The organism is Pseudomonas sp. PS01299 (assembly GCF_029960145.1).
Lineage (GTDB): Bacteria > Pseudomonadota > Gammaproteobacteria > Pseudomonadales > Pseudomonadaceae > Aquipseudomonas > Aquipseudomonas putida_A.
This window is the reverse complement of record NZ_JASCPO010000138.1, coordinates 1-15,342: the sequence shown is the minus strand read 5'-3', so window position 1 is coordinate 15,342 and position 15,342 is coordinate 1. Positions and strand designations below refer to the sequence as shown.

At 58.3% G+C, this 15,342-nt stretch carries 19 protein-coding genes and 4 pseudogenes; 11 read left to right on the top strand and 12 right to left on the bottom strand.

Annotation, left to right across the window (positions count from 1 at the left end):
• Positions 1-193: 193 nt before the first annotated feature.
• Positions 194-1,063: an HD-GYP domain-containing protein gene (locus QMX91_RS20920; protein WP_223198360.1), complete on the top strand. Its 870-nt coding sequence runs from the start codon at positions 194-196 to the stop codon at positions 1,061-1,063.
• Between the two features lie 517 nt (positions 1,064-1,580).
• Here the strand turns inward: QMX91_RS20920 and QMX91_RS20915 are convergent.
• Complete coding sequence (locus QMX91_RS20915) at positions 1,581-2,591, bottom strand: tyrosine-type recombinase/integrase (protein ID WP_077747747.1); 1,011 nt, start codon at positions 2,589-2,591, stop codon at positions 1,581-1,583.
• 186 nt (positions 2,592-2,777) lie between these two features.
• On the opposite strand from QMX91_RS20915, the gene QMX91_RS20910 reads away from it, so the two are divergent.
• Both QMX91_RS20910 and QMX91_RS20905 read left to right on the top strand, forming a co-directional pair.
• Positions 2,778-3,827, top strand: a complete 1,050-nt coding sequence (locus tag QMX91_RS20910) for a DNA-binding protein (protein ID WP_011154388.1) — start codon at positions 2,778-2,780, stop codon at positions 3,825-3,827.
• A gap of 135 nt (positions 3,828-3,962) precedes the next feature.
• The gene (locus tag QMX91_RS20905; RefSeq protein WP_033979952.1) at positions 3,963-4,232 is read left to right on the top strand and encodes a hypothetical protein; all 270 of its coding nucleotides are present in this window, start codon (positions 3,963-3,965) and stop codon (positions 4,230-4,232) included.
• A 36-nt stretch (positions 4,233-4,268) separates the two neighbouring features.
• Here QMX91_RS20905 and QMX91_RS20900 read toward each other — a convergent pair.
• The 5 genes and pseudogenes from QMX91_RS20900 to QMX91_RS20880 form a co-directional block, all read right to left on the bottom strand.
• Positions 4,269-5,029, bottom strand: a pseudogene (locus QMX91_RS20900) (OprD family outer membrane porin); the annotation flags it as partial.
• Positions 5,030-5,188: 159 nt separating this feature from the next.
• Positions 5,189-5,521, bottom strand: coding sequence for a DUF2790 domain-containing protein (locus QMX91_RS20895; protein WP_033979951.1), 333 nt, complete (start codon positions 5,519-5,521; stop codon positions 5,189-5,191).
• 314 nt (positions 5,522-5,835) lie between these two features.
• Positions 5,836-6,281: pseudogene (locus QMX91_RS20890) on the bottom strand (DDE-type integrase/transposase/recombinase); the annotation flags it as partial.
• A 22-nt stretch (positions 6,282-6,303) separates the two neighbouring features.
• Positions 6,304-6,549, bottom strand: a pseudogene (locus QMX91_RS20885) (transposase); the annotation flags it as partial.
• 43 nt (positions 6,550-6,592) lie between these two features.
• Positions 6,593-6,850: pseudogene (locus QMX91_RS20880) on the bottom strand (MerR family DNA-binding protein); the annotation flags it as partial.
• Positions 6,851-6,943: 93 nt separating this feature from the next.
• Here QMX91_RS20880 and QMX91_RS20875 point away from each other — a divergent pair.
• Positions 6,944-7,837, top strand: coding sequence for a hypothetical protein (locus QMX91_RS20875; protein ID WP_282413283.1), 894 nt, complete (start codon positions 6,944-6,946; stop codon positions 7,835-7,837).
• A gap of 375 nt (positions 7,838-8,212) precedes the next feature.
• Positions 8,213-8,728, top strand: a complete 516-nt coding sequence (locus QMX91_RS20870) for a hypothetical protein (RefSeq protein ID WP_282413282.1) — start codon at positions 8,213-8,215, stop codon at positions 8,726-8,728.
• 416 nt (positions 8,729-9,144) lie between these two features.
• Here QMX91_RS20870 and QMX91_RS20865 read toward each other — a convergent pair whose 3' ends face one another.
• The 5 genes from QMX91_RS20865 to merR all read right to left on the bottom strand — a co-directional run bounded on the left by QMX91_RS20865 (position 9,145) and on the right by merR (position 11,324).
• Complete coding sequence (locus tag QMX91_RS20865; RefSeq protein ID WP_282413281.1) at positions 9,145-9,525, bottom strand: hypothetical protein; 381 nt, start codon at positions 9,523-9,525, stop codon at positions 9,145-9,147.
• Entirely contained in the window at positions 9,522-9,758 is a 237-nt protein-coding gene (locus QMX91_RS20860; RefSeq protein WP_282413280.1) for a hypothetical protein, read from the bottom strand. Before QMX91_RS20860 ends, QMX91_RS20865 begins: the two co-directional genes overlap by 4 nt.
• Before the next feature lie 17 nt (positions 9,759-9,775).
• Positions 9,776-9,964: a hypothetical protein gene (locus QMX91_RS20855; RefSeq protein ID WP_282413279.1), complete on the bottom strand. Its 189-nt coding sequence runs from the start codon at positions 9,962-9,964 to the stop codon at positions 9,776-9,778.
• 155 nt (positions 9,965-10,119) lie between these two features.
• Positions 10,120-10,683 carry a recombinase family protein gene (locus tag QMX91_RS20850; protein ID WP_282413278.1) on the bottom strand — a complete coding sequence of 188 codons (564 nt, stop codon included), beginning with the start codon at positions 10,681-10,683 and terminating at the stop codon, positions 10,120-10,122.
• Positions 10,684-10,889: 206 nt separating this feature from the next.
• Positions 10,890-11,324 carry an Hg(II)-responsive transcriptional regulator gene (merR, locus tag QMX91_RS20845; protein ID WP_000429838.1) on the bottom strand — a complete coding sequence of 145 codons (435 nt, stop codon included), beginning with the start codon at positions 11,322-11,324 and terminating at the stop codon, positions 10,890-10,892.
• A 71-nt stretch (positions 11,325-11,395) separates the two neighbouring features.
• On the opposite strand from merR, the gene merT reads away from it, so the two are divergent.
• The 6 genes from merT to merE are packed head-to-tail and all read left to right on the top strand — an operon-like array spanning position 11,396 to position 14,543.
• A complete protein-coding gene (gene merT / locus QMX91_RS20840) occupies positions 11,396-11,746 on the top strand; it encodes a mercuric ion transporter MerT (RefSeq protein ID WP_001294667.1) in 351 nt (116 codons plus the stop codon).
• Positions 11,747-11,761: 15 nt separating this feature from the next.
• Positions 11,762-12,037 (top strand): mercury resistance system periplasmic binding protein MerP, encoded by a 276-nt coding sequence (gene merP, locus QMX91_RS20835; protein WP_000735441.1) that lies wholly within the window; start codon positions 11,762-11,764, stop codon positions 12,035-12,037.
• Positions 12,038-12,039: 2 nt separating this feature from the next.
• Entirely contained in the window at positions 12,040-12,285 is a 246-nt protein-coding gene (gene merF / locus QMX91_RS20830) for a mercury resistance system transport protein MerF (RefSeq protein ID WP_000654684.1), read from the top strand.
• Positions 12,282-13,928, top strand: a complete 1,647-nt coding sequence (gene merA / locus QMX91_RS20825; protein ID WP_000136268.1) for a mercury(II) reductase — start codon at positions 12,282-12,284, stop codon at positions 13,926-13,928. Before merF ends, merA begins: the two co-directional genes overlap by 4 nt.
• A gap of 16 nt (positions 13,929-13,944) precedes the next feature.
• Positions 13,945-14,310: a mercury resistance co-regulator MerD gene (gene merD / locus QMX91_RS20820; RefSeq protein WP_003465059.1), complete on the top strand. Its 366-nt coding sequence runs from the start codon at positions 13,945-13,947 to the stop codon at positions 14,308-14,310.
• Entirely contained in the window at positions 14,307-14,543 is a 237-nt protein-coding gene (merE, locus tag QMX91_RS20815) for a broad-spectrum mercury transporter MerE (RefSeq protein ID WP_001087809.1), read from the top strand. The genes merD and merE overlap by 4 nt, the downstream gene beginning before the upstream one ends.
• Before the next feature lie 52 nt (positions 14,544-14,595).
• Here the strand turns inward: merE and QMX91_RS20810 are convergent, their stop codons facing one another.
• Positions 14,596-15,210 (bottom strand): recombinase family protein, encoded by a 615-nt coding sequence (locus QMX91_RS20810; protein ID WP_000904941.1) that lies wholly within the window; start codon positions 15,208-15,210, stop codon positions 14,596-14,598.
• Positions 15,211-15,342: the final 132 nt, after the last annotated feature.

The following is a 15,342-nucleotide window of genomic DNA, read 5'->3' as shown; positions in this document are numbered from 1 at the left end:
AGCCCAGAGAGCCCAGAGAGCCCAGAGAGCCCAGAGCCCAGAGCCCAGAGCCCAGAGCCCAGAGCCCAGAGAATTGTCGGAGGAGCAATCTCTGCCGTCTAGTCCACTAAGCAAGAAAAGTGACGGCGCAACCTCAATGGAGAGCGAAATGTGTTATGCACGGAAACTCTGTCTTGCGGCCAAGTCCCAAGTCATGGACATGTTCCAGGAAGCCCGGCTTGGCAAGGCCGTCGACCCAAGCACGACGTTGCCGCTGGTCGGAGAAATCGCTGCCTCGGTGCTGCGCCAACCTCATGCCCTCATCAGCGTCGCACGCATCAAAACGCACGACGATTACACCTACCTGCACTCGGTTGCCGTCTGCGCCCTGATGCTATCGCTGGCCCGGCATCTCGATCTAGACGAGGAGCAAACGCGCCTGGCTGGCATCGGCGGACTGATGCACGACCTAGGCAAGGCCGCGATGCCGCTGGAAGTGCTTAACAAACCAGGCAAGCTCACCGATGCCGAGTTCGCCATCATGAAGCGCCACCCTGTGGAGGGCGCAAAGATGCTGCGCGCAGGCGGGGCCGAGCCCGGGGTGGTGGACATTGCCCTGCACCATCACGAGAAGATCGACGGAACCGGCTACCCGGATCGCTTGGCCGGTGACGCCATTTCACTCCTGGCCCGCATGGGCGCAATCTGCGACGTCTATGATGCCGTGACGTCGGAGCGAGCCTACAAAAAGCCGTGGGACCCGTCCGCGGCGATGCGGCAGATGGCCAAGTGGGAGGGCCATTTCGACAAACGCATCTTCCACGCCTTCGTCAAGGCCGTGGGCATCTACCCCGTCGGCTCCTTGGTTCGCCTGTCCTCTCAGCGTCTGGCCGTTGTCGTTGAGCCGGGAATGGAATCACTGCTGACTCCCAAGGTTCGCGTGTTCTTCTCGCTACGCTCGAGAGAGCCGATCCCGATGCAGACCATCGACCTGGCGGCCACGAGTTGCAAGGACAGTATCACTGGCCCCGAAGACCCGACGCTCTGGAACTTCAAGAACCTCGACGACTTGTGGATGGAATAGCCCCCACAAAACGACGGCCCCGTGAGGGAGCCGTTGAACATCGTCGAGCGATGCCCGTCCAGGGAGGGATGGCCGAGCTCGATTCTCCAGAAGGTAGCTGGTGACACGAGTGTTGAGCCCACCCAACTAGGGTGACGGAAATTTCTGGGGTTCCGGCTTACATCCCCTGCTACGAAGTGTCTTATTCCCGTGGGGTTGGCAAAGTGAAGGGAGAGCTGTCGCAGGAGGAAGGCGCCAAGCTTCAGAGCAGGAAGGTCAACAAAATCTGATGAACGCTTGCCACTAGAGAGGCCGGTGCGACGATAGAAAAAGGTCGGGGTTATTCCTGGCCTTTTTTTTGCCGCTAAATGAATGGAAGTTAGCCCGATGAAGGGGGCGTGCCGAGATAAGCCAAAAATTAGGACATTCGTTCTGTAAGTAACTGTTTTTAAGGGAACTGCTCATGTGCTGCGGAAGGACGGTCGAGAATAGAGGGTGGCCACTTGGGATTCTAACCAGCCCTGCTTACAAACCTTGGCTACGGTTTGCGTCGTAATAACGAGCCAGCCGCATTCTCCTCGAAAGCTCCAGCTTCCTCGATATAGCCGTGTACGGTGCCATCGTGCCGCCAGCCACCCTGTCGTTTGATCTCAAGGAAATCCGCCCCAGCCCGATGCGCACTGGTAGCCAGTCCCCGACGCAGACTGTGGCTGCTCAGTTCGGGCACATACAACAGCCCTGCGGCTTCGGCACGTGCCGTCAGGATGGTATTCACGCTGCCCTCGTGCAGTGCCACCTCGCCGAGTACGCCCCAGCGGCTGATGCGCCGGAACAGTGGCCCCTGAACGATCTGAGCCGCGTCCAACCACCGGCGTAGCGCTGTCGCGGGGCAGCAGATGCTGTCGCCGTATGGGATCGCCTTGTCGAGTCCCTCGCCCTCCTGATCGGTCTTGGAACGGGGCAGCGTGATCCGTAGACCTTCCTGCTCCCACTCGAGGTATTGCATCTCCAGCGTGACCAATTCGCTGCGCCGGAACGCACCAAAATACCCGACCTGGAGCAGTGCACTGTCCCGCAGTGTCGCCAGTCCGTCGAGCGTGTTCAGGTGCACCACGATGCGTTCGAGATCCTCTAGGACCAGGGCCTTGGCTTTTTGTCGAGGCCGCCCGTTCACCCGCTCAATACCGCGCAAGGTTTTGCCCACGGTGGCGCTGGCGGTAGGGTCAGGAAAACCCTGATAACGGTGCCATTGCGACAGCGCCGTGAGGCGCAGGGCCAGGGTGCGCGGGTTCAATACTTCCGCAAAAGACAATAGATAACGAATCAGCGCGGCTTCATCGCACGGCAGCACGCCGCCCCAGGCGAGAAAGTGGCGAATGGCCGAGCGGTAGGTGCGCCGGGTGTTGTCGGTTGTCGCGGCGGCGAGAAAACGCTGATGTTGCTCAGCCAATTGTTCGGGGGTGGTGAGCGTACCGGGGGTACGCGCAAGTACTGTCGGCTCTTCGTGCCGCCTGGTGGGGAGGTTTTCGTCATTATTGCCGGCTGTCATCACGAAGCGCCTGTTTAGGCCATGTGTACCGCAGATTATAGACACAACCCTCGATCGCGATGACTTAACTCACGATAACCGCGCTTATCGTGGGTCAACTGACGGTCTCAGTCGGCTGAACTATTCTGTACTTAAATCGAGGTATTACGTTTTCCATAATACGGTACGAAAAAATCCGAGGTGTTCATGGCCCGTTCCGGCGTCCTCTACCTGCATGTTGCCCAGGCGGCCACCCAACTGGTGGCTGCGGGCCACAACCCCACCATTGACAGCATCCGCGTCGCCCTGGGTGGGACGGGCAGCAAAAGCACGATTGCTCCGTTGTTAAAGCGTTGGAAAGCCGCGCATCCCGGCACGCTGGCCCAGGCCGAACTGGGATTGCCCGCGGAGCTGGTCCTGGCGCTGAAAGGACTGTACGAAAAAGTTCAGGCGGAGGCGGCCGTCCAACTCCAGCAGGCCGTAGCGGCTCACCAGGCAGAGGCCGACGCGTTGCAGGAACAGTTGCAGCAGGCATTCGTCGAGCGCGACGCGCAACTCAGCGTTCAGGAGCAGCAGGCCCAGGCACTTGCCGTAGCCACTACGCGCAGCCAGGGGCTGGCTGACACCCTGCAGCGTCAGGAGATCGCCCTGGCCAGCCTGGGCAGTGAAAAGACCGGGCTCGAACAACGTCTGGCTGACCGCGCCGCCGAGGCGGCCGCACTGACCCGGCAACTGCAACAAGCGCGGGAGCAGTTTGAGCACTACCAGGCATCGGTCGCGCAACAACGCAGCGACGAGCGCCAGGCCACTGAGCAACGCCAGCAGCGCCTGGAACACGAATTGGCAGCGCTCCGGCAGCGTCTGCTCGCGCAGCAAACCCGCCTGGGCGAACTGCAGGCGCAGGAACAACGCCTGGTGCAGGACCATGATCGTCTAGAGAGCACCCTGCTCACGACGCAAGCGACGCTCGCGCAGAGTCAGATTGCGCATGAACACGTCTTACTTCAATTCACCGACTTGCAACAGTCGCATCAGGCACTGGAGCAGCGCCATGGCCAAGGTGAGCAGCGTTTGGCTGAGACGCGGACTTACCTGGCCGTCAATGAACGGGAGCGAAGCCTGCTGGCGGAACGCTTAAGCCAAACTGAAAGCCAATTGAGCCAGTTGGCCACAGAAAAGCAGCTTCTCGTGCAAGACAACGCGGTGCTGTCAAGCCAGCTCGCAGAGTCCAGAGCGATGAAGCCGAAGACTTGTTGACCGAAAAAGGCGCCTACCTCAGGCGCCTGAAACCATCCTCCAAACCAAAGGAGCCAAACAGGAGGACAGTGGAGCAATCAACTCTTCAATACACAGCCTGGCTGGAAACCAAGGTCGTAGATGAGGAGAGTCGCCATGCGTAACGCCATTACCTACACCGTCCTTGCTACCTTCATAGCCCTTGGAACTGTTGCCACGGGATTTGCCGAACAGGCCAAAGCCCCCGCCCAAAGCAGTGCCGAGACAAATAAGGGTGAGGACATGCACATGATGGACGGCAACCATATGCCGATGATGGACATGCAGGAAATGTCCAAGATGATGAAAAACTGCAATACAATGATGGAGAACATGAACCAACACATTGGAATGGAGTCCCCGAAGGGCGATAGCAAGGCACAATAGCGATCTGGTTCACGTCGGCCGTCTCCGTCCCTCGCCGGTGTGCGCCCCGACACGGAGGCCGACCTTGCCGCTCCAGATATCGTTCTCAAAACTGCCGAGGAGCTGCTTCCCCTCATCGACGGCCTTGTAGTAATTCAAACCACCGACCAAGGCGACATCATCTGCAAGCGGGTAGCTCCAGGTAGTGCCGGTATAGTATTGGTTTCAGGCATCCTTGAGACAACTGGTGTAAAGGCTGAAGCCAAGGTTGTCGTTGGGTGTGTAATCACCGCCGACTATCCACGGAGAGCCGACTTCGCCTGCGTAGAAGGTTGCAAAATCATCCCGCATGCTGCTGGAGCTGGGTTGGCTCATCGCGTGCAGGCGTCCGCCCTGTAGCACCAAGCCCTCGACACTGGTGTTGTATGCGGTGACGCCGCGGAAGCTTTCCGGAAGCAGTCGCGAATCGCCGTACTGCACGACAGGCGTGACAGGGAAGACATCGCCTACTTTGATTTCAGTGTCCAGGAAACGGGTCTTTACGGCGCCGCCGAGCTTGGAGTAATTGTCCTCGGCCTGGCCGAGCCCGACTCGAATCGGCCTATGACTCCGTGGGCCCATTCTTCCGAGTAGCCATTTCCTGTACTGCTGGACTGGCCTTTGCGAAAATCACGGTTGAAGTAGAAATTTCGATTGAGGATGCTCAGGCTGCTGCCTTCGATGAATCCCTCGCCTTTTTCCTCGGCGGCCATTGCAGCCTGCGCAGCGCTGATGCTCAAGACGATCTGAGAAAGTCCCAACAGGGCCTTGTTGTTCATAAACGCTCTTGATGTTTTGGCAGATTTTTCATTGTGCGGTTGTGTATATGCCGAAGCGCGCCGGGCATAGCCGGGTGCGCTTCTTACATACTTCCACATGCAAAATAACGTCAGGGTGACGTGAAAATTACTTTTCCGTCAGCAACACGTCAACAATGCTCAGTGCTGGCTCCTGCAGTCCGTTCCTGATACGCGGTACTCCAGAATATGCAGGTTTCCGCTCGAATCCTCGTAGGTCATTTGCGCAGGCATCACATCGCAGTTGCCATTGGTCGACGTGACGTGAATGACCTTGGCGATGTCGAGCTTCATGCCATAGCGGTAGTGAGTGACTTCTGGCGGGTTCTTGCCTTGGGCGCTAGCGTATTCGCGCATGGATTGCTCGTTGGCCTGGATCATCTTACCGTACAGGCGATCGGAACTGCCATCGGCCCATACGGTGGATGACAGCAGAGTCGCACTCACTATCAGCAGCAGTCTTAGGTGTTTCATAACGGCGATCTCCTCTCGGGTTTTCGATCCACGATTCAACTCTACCTCCGTAGTTAAGTACGGAATCAAGGAGGGAGGAGATGAAGGTCCTGGTTTATGGCGCCGAGATAAGATGGTAGGGCTTAAGTACACTTTCGTCGGGTAACAGCAGCGCATTACTGCGCCACCGCCCCCAAAGAACCGGGCATGAGAGTCGCGCCTCATCCGGCTCAAGTCTTTCGTCAGCACCATGGTCTAGTACCGGGCAATCAATCCACGTCTATCGCAGCTCGACGTTGGGCAAAGTAAGACGACCACGCAGGATCACAGGGATTGGCCAAGTTACGTAGTGCCGTTTCTCGATCCGGCTTAGGTATGTGCGCCACGTAATCACGCTTGATCGTCTTCACGAAGCTCTCGGCCATGCCGTTGCTCTGCGGGCTGCGAACTGGGGGGTCACCGGCTGCAAGCCGATCTGTCGAGCAAACAGGCACGTCTGGTCGGCGGTGTACGCCGAGCCGTTATCGCTTAGCCATTGCACCGGCGTGGCGGGCAGTTGATCACCGAAGCGCCTCTCCACGCTTTCCAGCATCAAGTCGCGGATATCATCGCCGCTGTACCCGGTCGGGCTCGCGACCTAGCCGATGGCCTCGCGATCACAGCAGTCCAGGGCGAAGGTTACGCTCAATTTGGCTCCGTCCTCGCAGCGGAACTCAAAGCCGTCCGAGCACCAACGCGTATCGCTGGTTTGCACCGCAATACGGCCTTCGTGCCGACGCGGCACGCCGGGCTGTTTTCGTAGACAGATTCAGCAGCGGTTGCAGGTGCTCGCCGCACTGGATCACCCAGCGCGCCAGGGTTTGGCGGGGGATATCGACGCCGTGACGACCGAGGATTTTTTTGAAGCGGTGCAGCGGCAGACCATCGACGTATTTGGTGATCAACAGCATCGCCAGGACGCTAGGACTGGCCATGCTCTTTTCGATCAGTTGAGCCGGTTTGTCGGCGGTGACCGGTGCGGCTTCACAGCCGCGGCAGCCGTAGACCTTGTCCGCTGGTTCCCTTCACAACCACTGGCCAACGCAGAGCGTTTTACCCATGCAGCGAAACGATTAGCGGACAGGAAACGGTCCCGTGGCTCGCACAACAGTCGTGAACCAGTTGCACCAAAACAGACTCGATCCGTCGCAGATCCGCGAGCTTGCCACGCACATCCCCAAGCTTCTGCTCGGCGAGCACGCGCGCTTCATCACAGTGAGCGCCGTCATCGAGCCTCAACAGCCCGGCCACTTCTTCGAGGCTAAAGCCCAGCCGTTGCGCGGACTTTACGAATTTCACCCGGGCGACATCGGGGGTTGGGGAGCAATGGAACTGAAAACCAACGTAAGCCGAATTAGAGTTCGTTTTACTCGTCAGCGACTGCGAATTAACGAACTTTGATTCGTGAGAAAGGTTTATTGCACTGATTTTCGGGTGTTGGTGACCTTTCCTCGCGATAGCGGAAACGGTTTCATAAAACGGTCGTTTTTCGAAACTATCCAGACGTTGCAAGGGTTTGCGGGGCAGCGACTGAGCTTAAGTGCACTTTCTGTTCCGTTGCTCCCCCAACCCCTTGATCGTCTAGGAAAGGCTGTCAAAGCCAATAATCGTGCGGAAAAAGCAGCGGAGGACAAGCGACCGTTTGCTCTTGTTTCGGACAATCCAGGCTTTAAAAACAAGGCACTTAAGTTCATCAACACACGGGTTCTCGCGTGGGATCGTCTCCATGACCTGCGAAAGCTCGCTGAGATGCGTGGTGGGATATGCGAAGGCATGCGCAACACCTACCTGTTGGTCATTGCTTGCCAAATGGCATTGTCAGGACTGATACACCCACAGAACTTCAAGTCGGAGGTTAGGGCACTGCAGGAGGAAATCTCCAAGGATTCCAAATGGCTTCGCGATCGGGATTTGCTCTGCACGTTGCAAGACCGCGTGGAAAAACACTACCGCAAAGAGAAAATCGAGTTCAACGGCAAGGCCGTGACGCCAATCTATACGTACCGTACCTCTACGATCATTCAGCTTTTGGAAATCACTCTTGAGGAACAGAGAGAACTCAAGACGCTGATATCGACAGACATGGCCCGAGAGCGGAATACCCTTCGAGAGCGGAGCAAGAGGCGCTCTGCCGGCGTTGTGGAGCGCTCAGAGTACTTAGAGAAGCATAAGCAGGCTGCAGCTGAGCGGAAGGCACAGATCCTTGAGATGCATGCCCATGGAATGAAGCCAATGCAGATCATGGCCCAACTCAGCCTTTCAAAATCTGTCGTTATGAGAGCTCTTTCGGGTAAATGAGAATTTGTCTTAATAAAGGTGTCTTTGTGTGTGGCTACGTCCTTTGGCGAAGCCCCCTCCCAGAGGGAGGAACCTAGTGTTCTGCCTTTGATCTCTTCTTAGGTTTTTATAGCTTCACTGGTTTACTGGTTCTTCCATTAAAAATAGGAAGCGCTTCGTAGTGGTTACTGCTGCCAATGGTCACGCTGTCCCTCTCTAAGAATAGCTATGTGAGCAAGTAGGCTTCACTTACCTAGGCCATTCCTGACTTCATTGAGCGGTACATCCAGGACAACCCCGTCCCTGATAAAAAAACCAGCTGAATCGGAAAGTCTGGTTCTGATACACCCTGTCGTGATGTGAGAATTGAGCCATCACGAAGCAAGGATTATAGGCATGTCACGTTTCAAGGCACCGCCGCCGCAGGCGATACCGGTTGAGTTTGATCATCACGAAGATTTCAATATTCTTCATCCCGCGACGGGCCTGGAATGCTGGGGGCTGGTAAAGGTCACTAGCCAGCTGCTGCAGCAGCCTGGTGGCGAGATCTATCTGCGGGCAGGCAAGCATATAGGGCCGCATAAAGGCTTTGGCATACGTCATATCTGGCAAGAGCGTGGCCACGATCTCATTAAGTGGGGCTATCCTACGGTGTATGACGTTCCACGTTTTGTGTCGGACATTATCGTGCATGGCACGAATATTGTCTGTGAGTTCGATTCGATGAAGGGCAACGAGCGCCTGATTGTGCTGCGCGGTCGCAAGGGGTGTGCTGTGTTAGCAGCTTGGCCCACGGCAGGGGACAAGCTCTACTACAGCGTGGTGACGGCCTATCGCAACCGTACGCCAAATGGGAAGCTTGTGGCCGTTATCGAGGGGTTACAGGCCCCAGAAACGCCAAAGGCACCCTAAGGTGCCTTCGACTGAAGATATTGCGGGATGGTAGTCGCAGCGCTTGCTTAGCTAACCCCTGAGGGTTGGGTCACATGCCAAAAGACCGAAGTCTTATGCCGCTACCACACGGTTGGCGTTCCCGTGCAATCCACACTCCAGATCCAATTTCGCCTGATGATCTCGGAGCCCTGCTCTTATTTTCCCGCACTCCCACTATAGCGTCACGACTATCGTGACGCAAGGTTATGCAAGGTGAATCCCGATGATTGGGGGTGAACATTAGCTGACCCATGGCACTTGCTTCGATAGCGTCTCTGCGAGGGCTTCCAGGGCTTCGGTGAGGCGTGCATCCTCATGTGCATCCCCTGAGTCAGGCTTGAATGAAAGCGCATGCCTAAGGAGCGCCTCCGCATCTGCAGTAGGCAAATCGAGCATCATTCCAAGGCCTCTCGATGAGCATTAATGTGGTCATTTTCCTTGGCCCAAGCGTCAAGAAAATCTGTCCAATCGTGCCGGTAGACCCCTTCCGCGACCTTACAGATTGGGCCAGCGGCAATGGCGAAACGGCTCAGCCAGGGCTGCGGTATATCGGCATCGCGAATGATGTTGAAACCAATTGCGTGCGGTTCGTGTGGTAGCTCGTGCAACTGCTGCAGATCGAGCGTGCAGACTGCCAGGGGCTGTTCCTGGTCAAGTTGCTCCAGTTCACTCAGTCGCTGCAGTATGGGCCTGGCGTTATGATCGCCCGGCTGCAGTGCGTCGAGCTGCCAGATGGCTTCGCGGCGGGCGCGCTCACGTTGCCAGATCTCGTTCATAGCTCGACCTCGAATCGTCTGATGCCAGTTTTGCTGCAGAACCGCTCTATAGCGGTCAGGCTGGCCCACACCCGTACCGGCTCCCGCTTGCTTCGTATGGGCAACCACTTACCGCCCAGGCGTGCGCTGAGCGCAAAGCCTGCCCCTCCGGGGCCCCTAACGCACTGGATTTCACGTACGGCACCAGTTTCGACCAGGGCCGACAGGGTTTCTTGATCAATCGCGGTGCGCATCCGTGTTCCTGTGCTTACTAGTGAGTTGTGGAGCGGCTCTTCTGATCCAGCTCATAACGCAGCAAAACCTGCTCAAGGTTGAGCCCAGCGTCGAGCTGCGCGGTAAGCCAATCAATAGTCGCGAATTTATTCGTCAACTCTGCGCCGTTCCGGCGTTCGAGCGCGCTGAGGAGGTAAAGCAGCTGGGCGGTGCGATCGTTGCGCATCGGTCAAATCTCGGGGCAGGGTCAGACAACACATAATGCCATAGCCAGGGAAGATGGGAGCCCATTGTGCTGGGCTCCGTTGTACAGTACCCCCATAAGTGGGCATCGACGGGCTTCTGGCCGGGGGGTGGCATTTAACATAGCGTTTGCTCTATCTATTGCGGCAAAGCACGGTATAGCGTGGCTCGATGCACCCCCAAAAGATGTGCAACCTCAGCCACTGATTGACCTTCCTCGATCAACTGCCTTGCATGAGTTATCTGTTCATAAGTCAAAACAGGCTTTGGCCCGAATCGAACGCCTTTGGCCTTTGCGGCAACTCGACCCGCACTTGTACGCTCACCAATAAGTGACCGCTCAAAATCGGCTATGCCTGCGAAGATGGTTAAAATCATGCGCCCAGCTGGAGAAGTGGTATCGGCCCAAGGCTCAGCTAGTGAACGCAGCCCGGCGTCGATTTCCCTGAGTCTTTCGGCTATGTGCAAAAGGTCTGTCGTTGATCTGGCTAAACGATCCAGTCGTGTCACGGTCAGCACATCACCTGGTCGCAAATGATCGAGTAGCCGACTCAGCTCTGGACGGTCTCGTTTAGCTCCGCTGATTTTTTCTTCAAAAATCCGCTGGCAGCCGCTTTGCCCCAAGGCCATGCGTTGTTGCTCCAAATCTTGGCCTTGCGTTGAGACCCTCGCGTACCCGATGAGCTGACCTACATTCTGCATATGCCACCTGTCGCATAATTTGTCGCAGGTAATATAACACTTGCGACAGACTTATGCGACAGATTGAGGCCAGCAAATAGGGTTAGGCTGTCACTTTCAGAAGGCGACAGCACGAAATATCAAAAGTCGACCGCACGGTCTTTTCTGACGTTGGAGTCGCCTCAGAAAACGGAAAATAAAGCACGCTAAGGCGTAGTTCCCTCGGGCTACACCGCGTCCGCACTGCGCGGTTCTTTCTTCCCTTGCAGTGACGCAATCAGCGGGCAGGAAACGTTCCCCTTCCGCGCATGGCAGGCGCACACCAAATCAGACAGCACGGCCTCCATGCGCGCCAGGTCAGCCATCCTCTCGCGCACGTCCTTGAGCTTGTGCTCGGCCAGGCTGCTGGCTTCCTCGCAATGGGTGCCATCCTCCAGCCGCAGCAGCTCGGCGATCTCATCCAGGCTGAAGCCCAACCGCTGGGCTGATTTCACGAAGCGCACCCGCGTTACATCCGTCTCGCCATAGCGGCGAATGCTGCCGTAAGGCTTGTCCGGTTCCGGGAGCAAGCCCTTGCGCTGATAGAACCGGATGGTCTCCACATTGACCCCGGCCGTCCTGGCGAAAACGCCAATGGTCAGGTTCTCCAAATTGTTTTCCATATCGCTTGACTCCGTACATAACTACGGAAGTAAGCTTAAGCTATCCAATTCAGATTCGAAAGGACAAACGTATGTCTGAACCTCAAAACGGGCGCGGCGCGCTCTTCACTGGCGGGCTGGCCGCCATCCTCGCCTCGGCTTGCTGCCTCGGGCCGCTGGTTCTGATCGCCTTGGGGTTCAGCGGCGCTTGGATCGGCAACTTGACGGTGTTGGAACCCTATCGCCCCATCTTTATCGGCGTGGCGCTGGTGGCGTTGTTCTTCGCCTGGCGGCGCATCTACCGGCCGTCAGCCGCCTGCAAACCGGGTGAGGTTTGCGCGATTCCCCAAGTGCGAGCTACTTACAAGCTCATTTTCTGGGGCGTGGCCGTGCTGGTTTTGGTCGCGCTCGGATTTCCCTACGTCGTGCCATTTTTCTATTGATCACAGGAGTTCACCATGAAAAAGCTGCTTTCCGCCCTTGCCCTCGCTGCCGTTGTTGCCCCCGTGTGGGCCGCCACCCAGACCGTTACGCTGTCCGTACCGGGCATGACCTGCTCGGCCTGTCCGATCACTGTCAAGAAGGCGATTTCCAAGGTCGATGGCGTCAGTAAAGTTGACGTGACCTTCGAGACGCGCGAAGCGGTGGTCACCTTCGATGATGCCAAGACCAGCGTGCAGAAACTGACCAAGGCTACCGAGGATGCGGGCTACCCATCATCAGTCAAGAACTGATCATGAAAGACCCGAAGACACTGCTGCGGGTCAGCATCATTGGCACAACCCTCGTGGCGCTGTGTTGCTTCACCCCTGTTCTGGTCATTTTGCTCGGTGTGGTCGGCTTGTCCGCGCTGACCGGCTATCTGGACTATGTGCTGCTGCCTGCGCTGGCGATTTTCATCGGCTTGACCATCTACGCCATCCAACGAAAACGCCAAGCCGATGCCTGCTGCACCCCGAAATTCAATGGAGTAAAAAAATGACCGAAATCACCGTGAATGGCATGACCTGCACATCCTGCGCCACCCATGTCAAAGATGCTTTGGAAAAGATTCCCGGCGTGAATGCCGCTGTGGTGTCCTATCCAGAAAGCCGCGCGCAAGTCATGGCAGACACCGCCGTGAGCCACAACCAACTGCTGGCCGCCATCGCCGCATTGGGTTATCAAGGCTCGATCCGGGTTGGTGATTTCAAAGATGAACCAAAAATCCGTGATGCACTTGAGGGCGCCGGTTTGCATATCGCCATCATTGGCAGCGGCGGGGCCGCGATGGCGGCGGCGCTGAAGGCCGTCGAGCAAGGCGCGACGGTCACGCTGATCGAACGCGGCACCATCGGCGGCACCTGCGTCAATATCGGCTGTGTGCCGTCCAAGATCATGATCCGCGCTGCCCATATTGCCCATCTGCGCCGGGAAAGTCCGTTCGACGGCGGTATTGCGGCAACTGTGCCTGCGATTGACCGCAGCAAACTGCTGGCCCAGCAGCAGGCCCGTGTCGATGAACTGCGGCACGCCAAATACGAAGGCATCCTGGACGGCAATCCAGCCATCACCGTTTTGCACGGTGAAGCGCGTTTCAAGGACGACCAGAGCCTGGTCGTCCGTTTGAACGAGGGTGGCGAGCGCGAGGTAACGTTCGACCGCTGCCTGGTCGCCACCGGTGCCAGTCCGGCCGTGCCGCCGATTCCGGGCCTGAAAGAGTCACCCTACTGGACTTCCACCGAAGCGCTTGTCAGCGACACCATTCCCGCACGCCTGGCCGTGATCGGTTCGTCGGTGGTGGCGTTGGAACTGGCGCAAGCCTTTGCCCGGCTCGGCAGCCAGGTCACGATCCTGGCACGCAGCACCTTGTTCTTCCGGGAAGACCCGGCCATCGGCGAGGCCGTGACAGCCGCTTTCCGCGCCGAGGGCATCGAGGTGCTGGAGCACACGCAAGCCAGCCAGGTCGCCCATGTGAACGGCGAATTCGTGCTGACCACCGGACACGGTGAATTGCGCGCTGACAAGTTGCTGGTTGCCACCGGTCGGGCACCGAATACGCGCAGCCTCGCGCTGGACGCGGCGGGGGTCACTGTCAATGCGCAAGGGGCCATCGTTATCGACCAAGGCATGCGCACGAGCAACCCGAACATCTACGCGGCCGGCGACTGCACCGACCAGCCGCAGTTCGTCTACGTGGCAGCGGCCGCCGGCACCCGTGCCGCGATCAACATGACCGGCGGCGACGCAGCCCTCAATCTGACCGCGATGCCGGCAGTGGTGTTCACCGACCCGCAAGTCGCCACCGTGGGCTACAGCGAGGCGGAAGCGCACCACGATGGCATCGAGACCGACAGTCGCACGCTGACACTCGACAACGTTCCGCGAGCGCTTGCCAACTTCGACACACGCGGCTTCATCAAGCTGGTCATCGAGGAAGGTAGCGGACGGCTCATCGGCGTGCAGGCGGTGGCCCCGGAAGCGGGCGAACTGATCCAGACGGCGGTGCTCGCCATCCGCAACCGCATGACGGTGCAGGAACTGGCCGACCAGTTGTTCCCCTACCTGACAATGGTCGAGGGGTTGAAGCTTGCGGCGCAGACCTTCAACAAGGACGTGAAGCAGCTTTCCTGCTGCGCTGGATAAAAAAAGGAGGTTTTCAATGAGCGCCTACACCGTGTCCCGGCTGGCCCTTGATGCCGGGGTGAGCGTGCATATCGTGCGCGACTACCTGCTGCGCGGATTGCTGCGTCCGGTGGCGTGCACCCCGGGCGGCTATGGCCTGTTCGATGATGCCGCCTTGCAACGGCTGTGCTTCGTGCGGGCGGCCTTCGAGGCGGGCATCGGCCTGGACGCGCTGGCGCGGCTGTGCCGGGCGCTGGATGCTGCGGACGGCGATGAAGCGGCCGCGCAGCTTGCCGTTCTGCGCCAGTTCGTCGAGCGTCGGCGCGAAGCGTTGGCCGATCTGGAGGTGCAGTTGGCCACCATGCCGACCGAGCCGGCACAGCACGCGGAGAGTCTGCCATGAACAGCCCCGAGCGCTTGCCGTCCGAGACGCACAAACCGATCACCGGCTACCTGTGGGGCGCGCTGGCCGTGCTCACCTGTCCCTGCCATTTGCCGATTCTCGCCATTGTGCTGGCCGGCACGACGGCCGGCGCGTTCATCGGAGAGTACTGGGGTATCGCAGCCCTCACGCTGACCGGTTTGTTCGTCCTGTCTGTGACACGACTGCTGCGGGCCTTCAAAGATCGATCATGAGCGCTTCCCATTGAGACAAACCACGCTGTCGCTACGTTGCCTCATGCCGGCATCAAATTCGGCTGAGTAGCTTCTCGCCATCTGGACGTAGCTCACCCTTGGGTGAAACATGCCGATACAGGGTCTGCCGCGTGACGCCAAGTTCCTGGCACAGGTCGCCGACCTTGGTCTCTGGCTGACCCATTGCCGCCATCGCCAGCCGCAGCTTGGCGGCGGTCATCTTGAACGGCCGGCCGCCTTTCCGCCCGCGCGCGCGGGCCGAGGCTAGGCCGGCAATCGTGCGCTCCGCGATCAACTCGCGCTCGAACTCGGCCAGGGCGGCGAAGATGCCAAAGACCAGCTTGCCGGCGGCGGTCGTGGTGTCGATGGCCGCGCCGTGCCCGGTTAATACCTTCAAGCCGATGCCGCGCCCAGTCAGGTCGTGCACGGTGTTGATGAGATGTCGCAGGTCGCGTCCGAGCCGATCCAGTTTCCACACGACCAGTGTGTCGCCAGTTCGCAACGCCTTCAGGCAGCTCGTCAAGCCGGGCCGATCCTCGCGCATGCCGGATGCCTGGTCCTCGTAAAGATGTACTGGATCGACCCCGGCGGCAATCAGCGCGTCGCGCTGCAAATCGGTAGCCTGGGAGCCGTCCGCCTTCGATACCCGCATGTAGCCTATCAGCATGTCGTACCTGTCACATATACGTTCGATTATGTGACAGTGTGAGCCAGAAAGTTCTCGCCGTCAAAAACTGTCACTTAACCCGTCATTTAGTCTAAGACCTGCAAACGGCCATTCAGGCTCGTAATGTGACAA

Excerpts from the sequence above, each read along its gene's own strand:
- QMX91_RS20920 (WP_223198360.1), top strand. The coding sequence starts at position 194 with ATGGACATGTTCCAGGAAGCCCGGCTTGGCAAGGCCGTCGACCCAAGC.
- QMX91_RS20915 (WP_077747747.1), bottom strand. The coding sequence starts at position 2,591 with ATGACAGCCGGCAATAATGACGAAAACCTCCCCACCAGGCGGCACGAA.
- QMX91_RS20910 (WP_011154388.1), top strand. The coding sequence starts at position 2,778 with ATGGCCCGTTCCGGCGTCCTCTACCTGCATGTTGCCCAGGCGGCCACC.
- QMX91_RS20905 (WP_033979952.1), top strand. The coding sequence starts at position 3,963 with ATGCGTAACGCCATTACCTACACCGTCCTTGCTACCTTCATAGCCCTT.
- QMX91_RS20895 (WP_033979951.1), bottom strand. The coding sequence starts at position 5,521 with ATGAAACACCTAAGACTGCTGCTGATAGTGAGTGCGACTCTGCTGTCA.
- QMX91_RS20870 (WP_282413282.1), top strand. The coding sequence starts at position 8,213 with ATGTCACGTTTCAAGGCACCGCCGCCGCAGGCGATACCGGTTGAGTTT.
- QMX91_RS20865 (WP_282413281.1), bottom strand. The coding sequence starts at position 9,525 with ATGAACGAGATCTGGCAACGTGAGCGCGCCCGCCGCGAAGCCATCTGG.
- QMX91_RS20860 (WP_282413280.1), bottom strand. The coding sequence starts at position 9,758 with ATGCGCACCGCGATTGATCAAGAAACCCTGTCGGCCCTGGTCGAAACT.
- QMX91_RS20855 (WP_282413279.1), bottom strand. The coding sequence starts at position 9,964 with ATGCGCAACGATCGCACCGCCCAGCTGCTTTACCTCCTCAGCGCGCTC.
- QMX91_RS20850 (WP_282413278.1), bottom strand. The coding sequence starts at position 10,683 with ATGCAGAATGTAGGTCAGCTCATCGGGTACGCGAGGGTCTCAACGCAA.
- merR (WP_000429838.1), bottom strand. The coding sequence starts at position 11,324 with ATGGAAAACAATTTGGAGAACCTGACCATTGGCGTTTTCGCCAGGACG.
- merT (WP_001294667.1), top strand. The coding sequence starts at position 11,396 with ATGTCTGAACCTCAAAACGGGCGCGGCGCGCTCTTCACTGGCGGGCTG.
- merP (WP_000735441.1), top strand. The coding sequence starts at position 11,762 with ATGAAAAAGCTGCTTTCCGCCCTTGCCCTCGCTGCCGTTGTTGCCCCC.
- merF (WP_000654684.1), top strand. The coding sequence starts at position 12,040 with ATGAAAGACCCGAAGACACTGCTGCGGGTCAGCATCATTGGCACAACC.
- merA (WP_000136268.1), top strand. The coding sequence starts at position 12,282 with ATGACCGAAATCACCGTGAATGGCATGACCTGCACATCCTGCGCCACC.
- merD (WP_003465059.1), top strand. The coding sequence starts at position 13,945 with ATGAGCGCCTACACCGTGTCCCGGCTGGCCCTTGATGCCGGGGTGAGC.
- merE (WP_001087809.1), top strand. The coding sequence starts at position 14,307 with ATGAACAGCCCCGAGCGCTTGCCGTCCGAGACGCACAAACCGATCACC.
- QMX91_RS20810 (WP_000904941.1), bottom strand. The coding sequence starts at position 15,210 with ATGCTGATAGGCTACATGCGGGTATCGAAGGCGGACGGCTCCCAGGCT.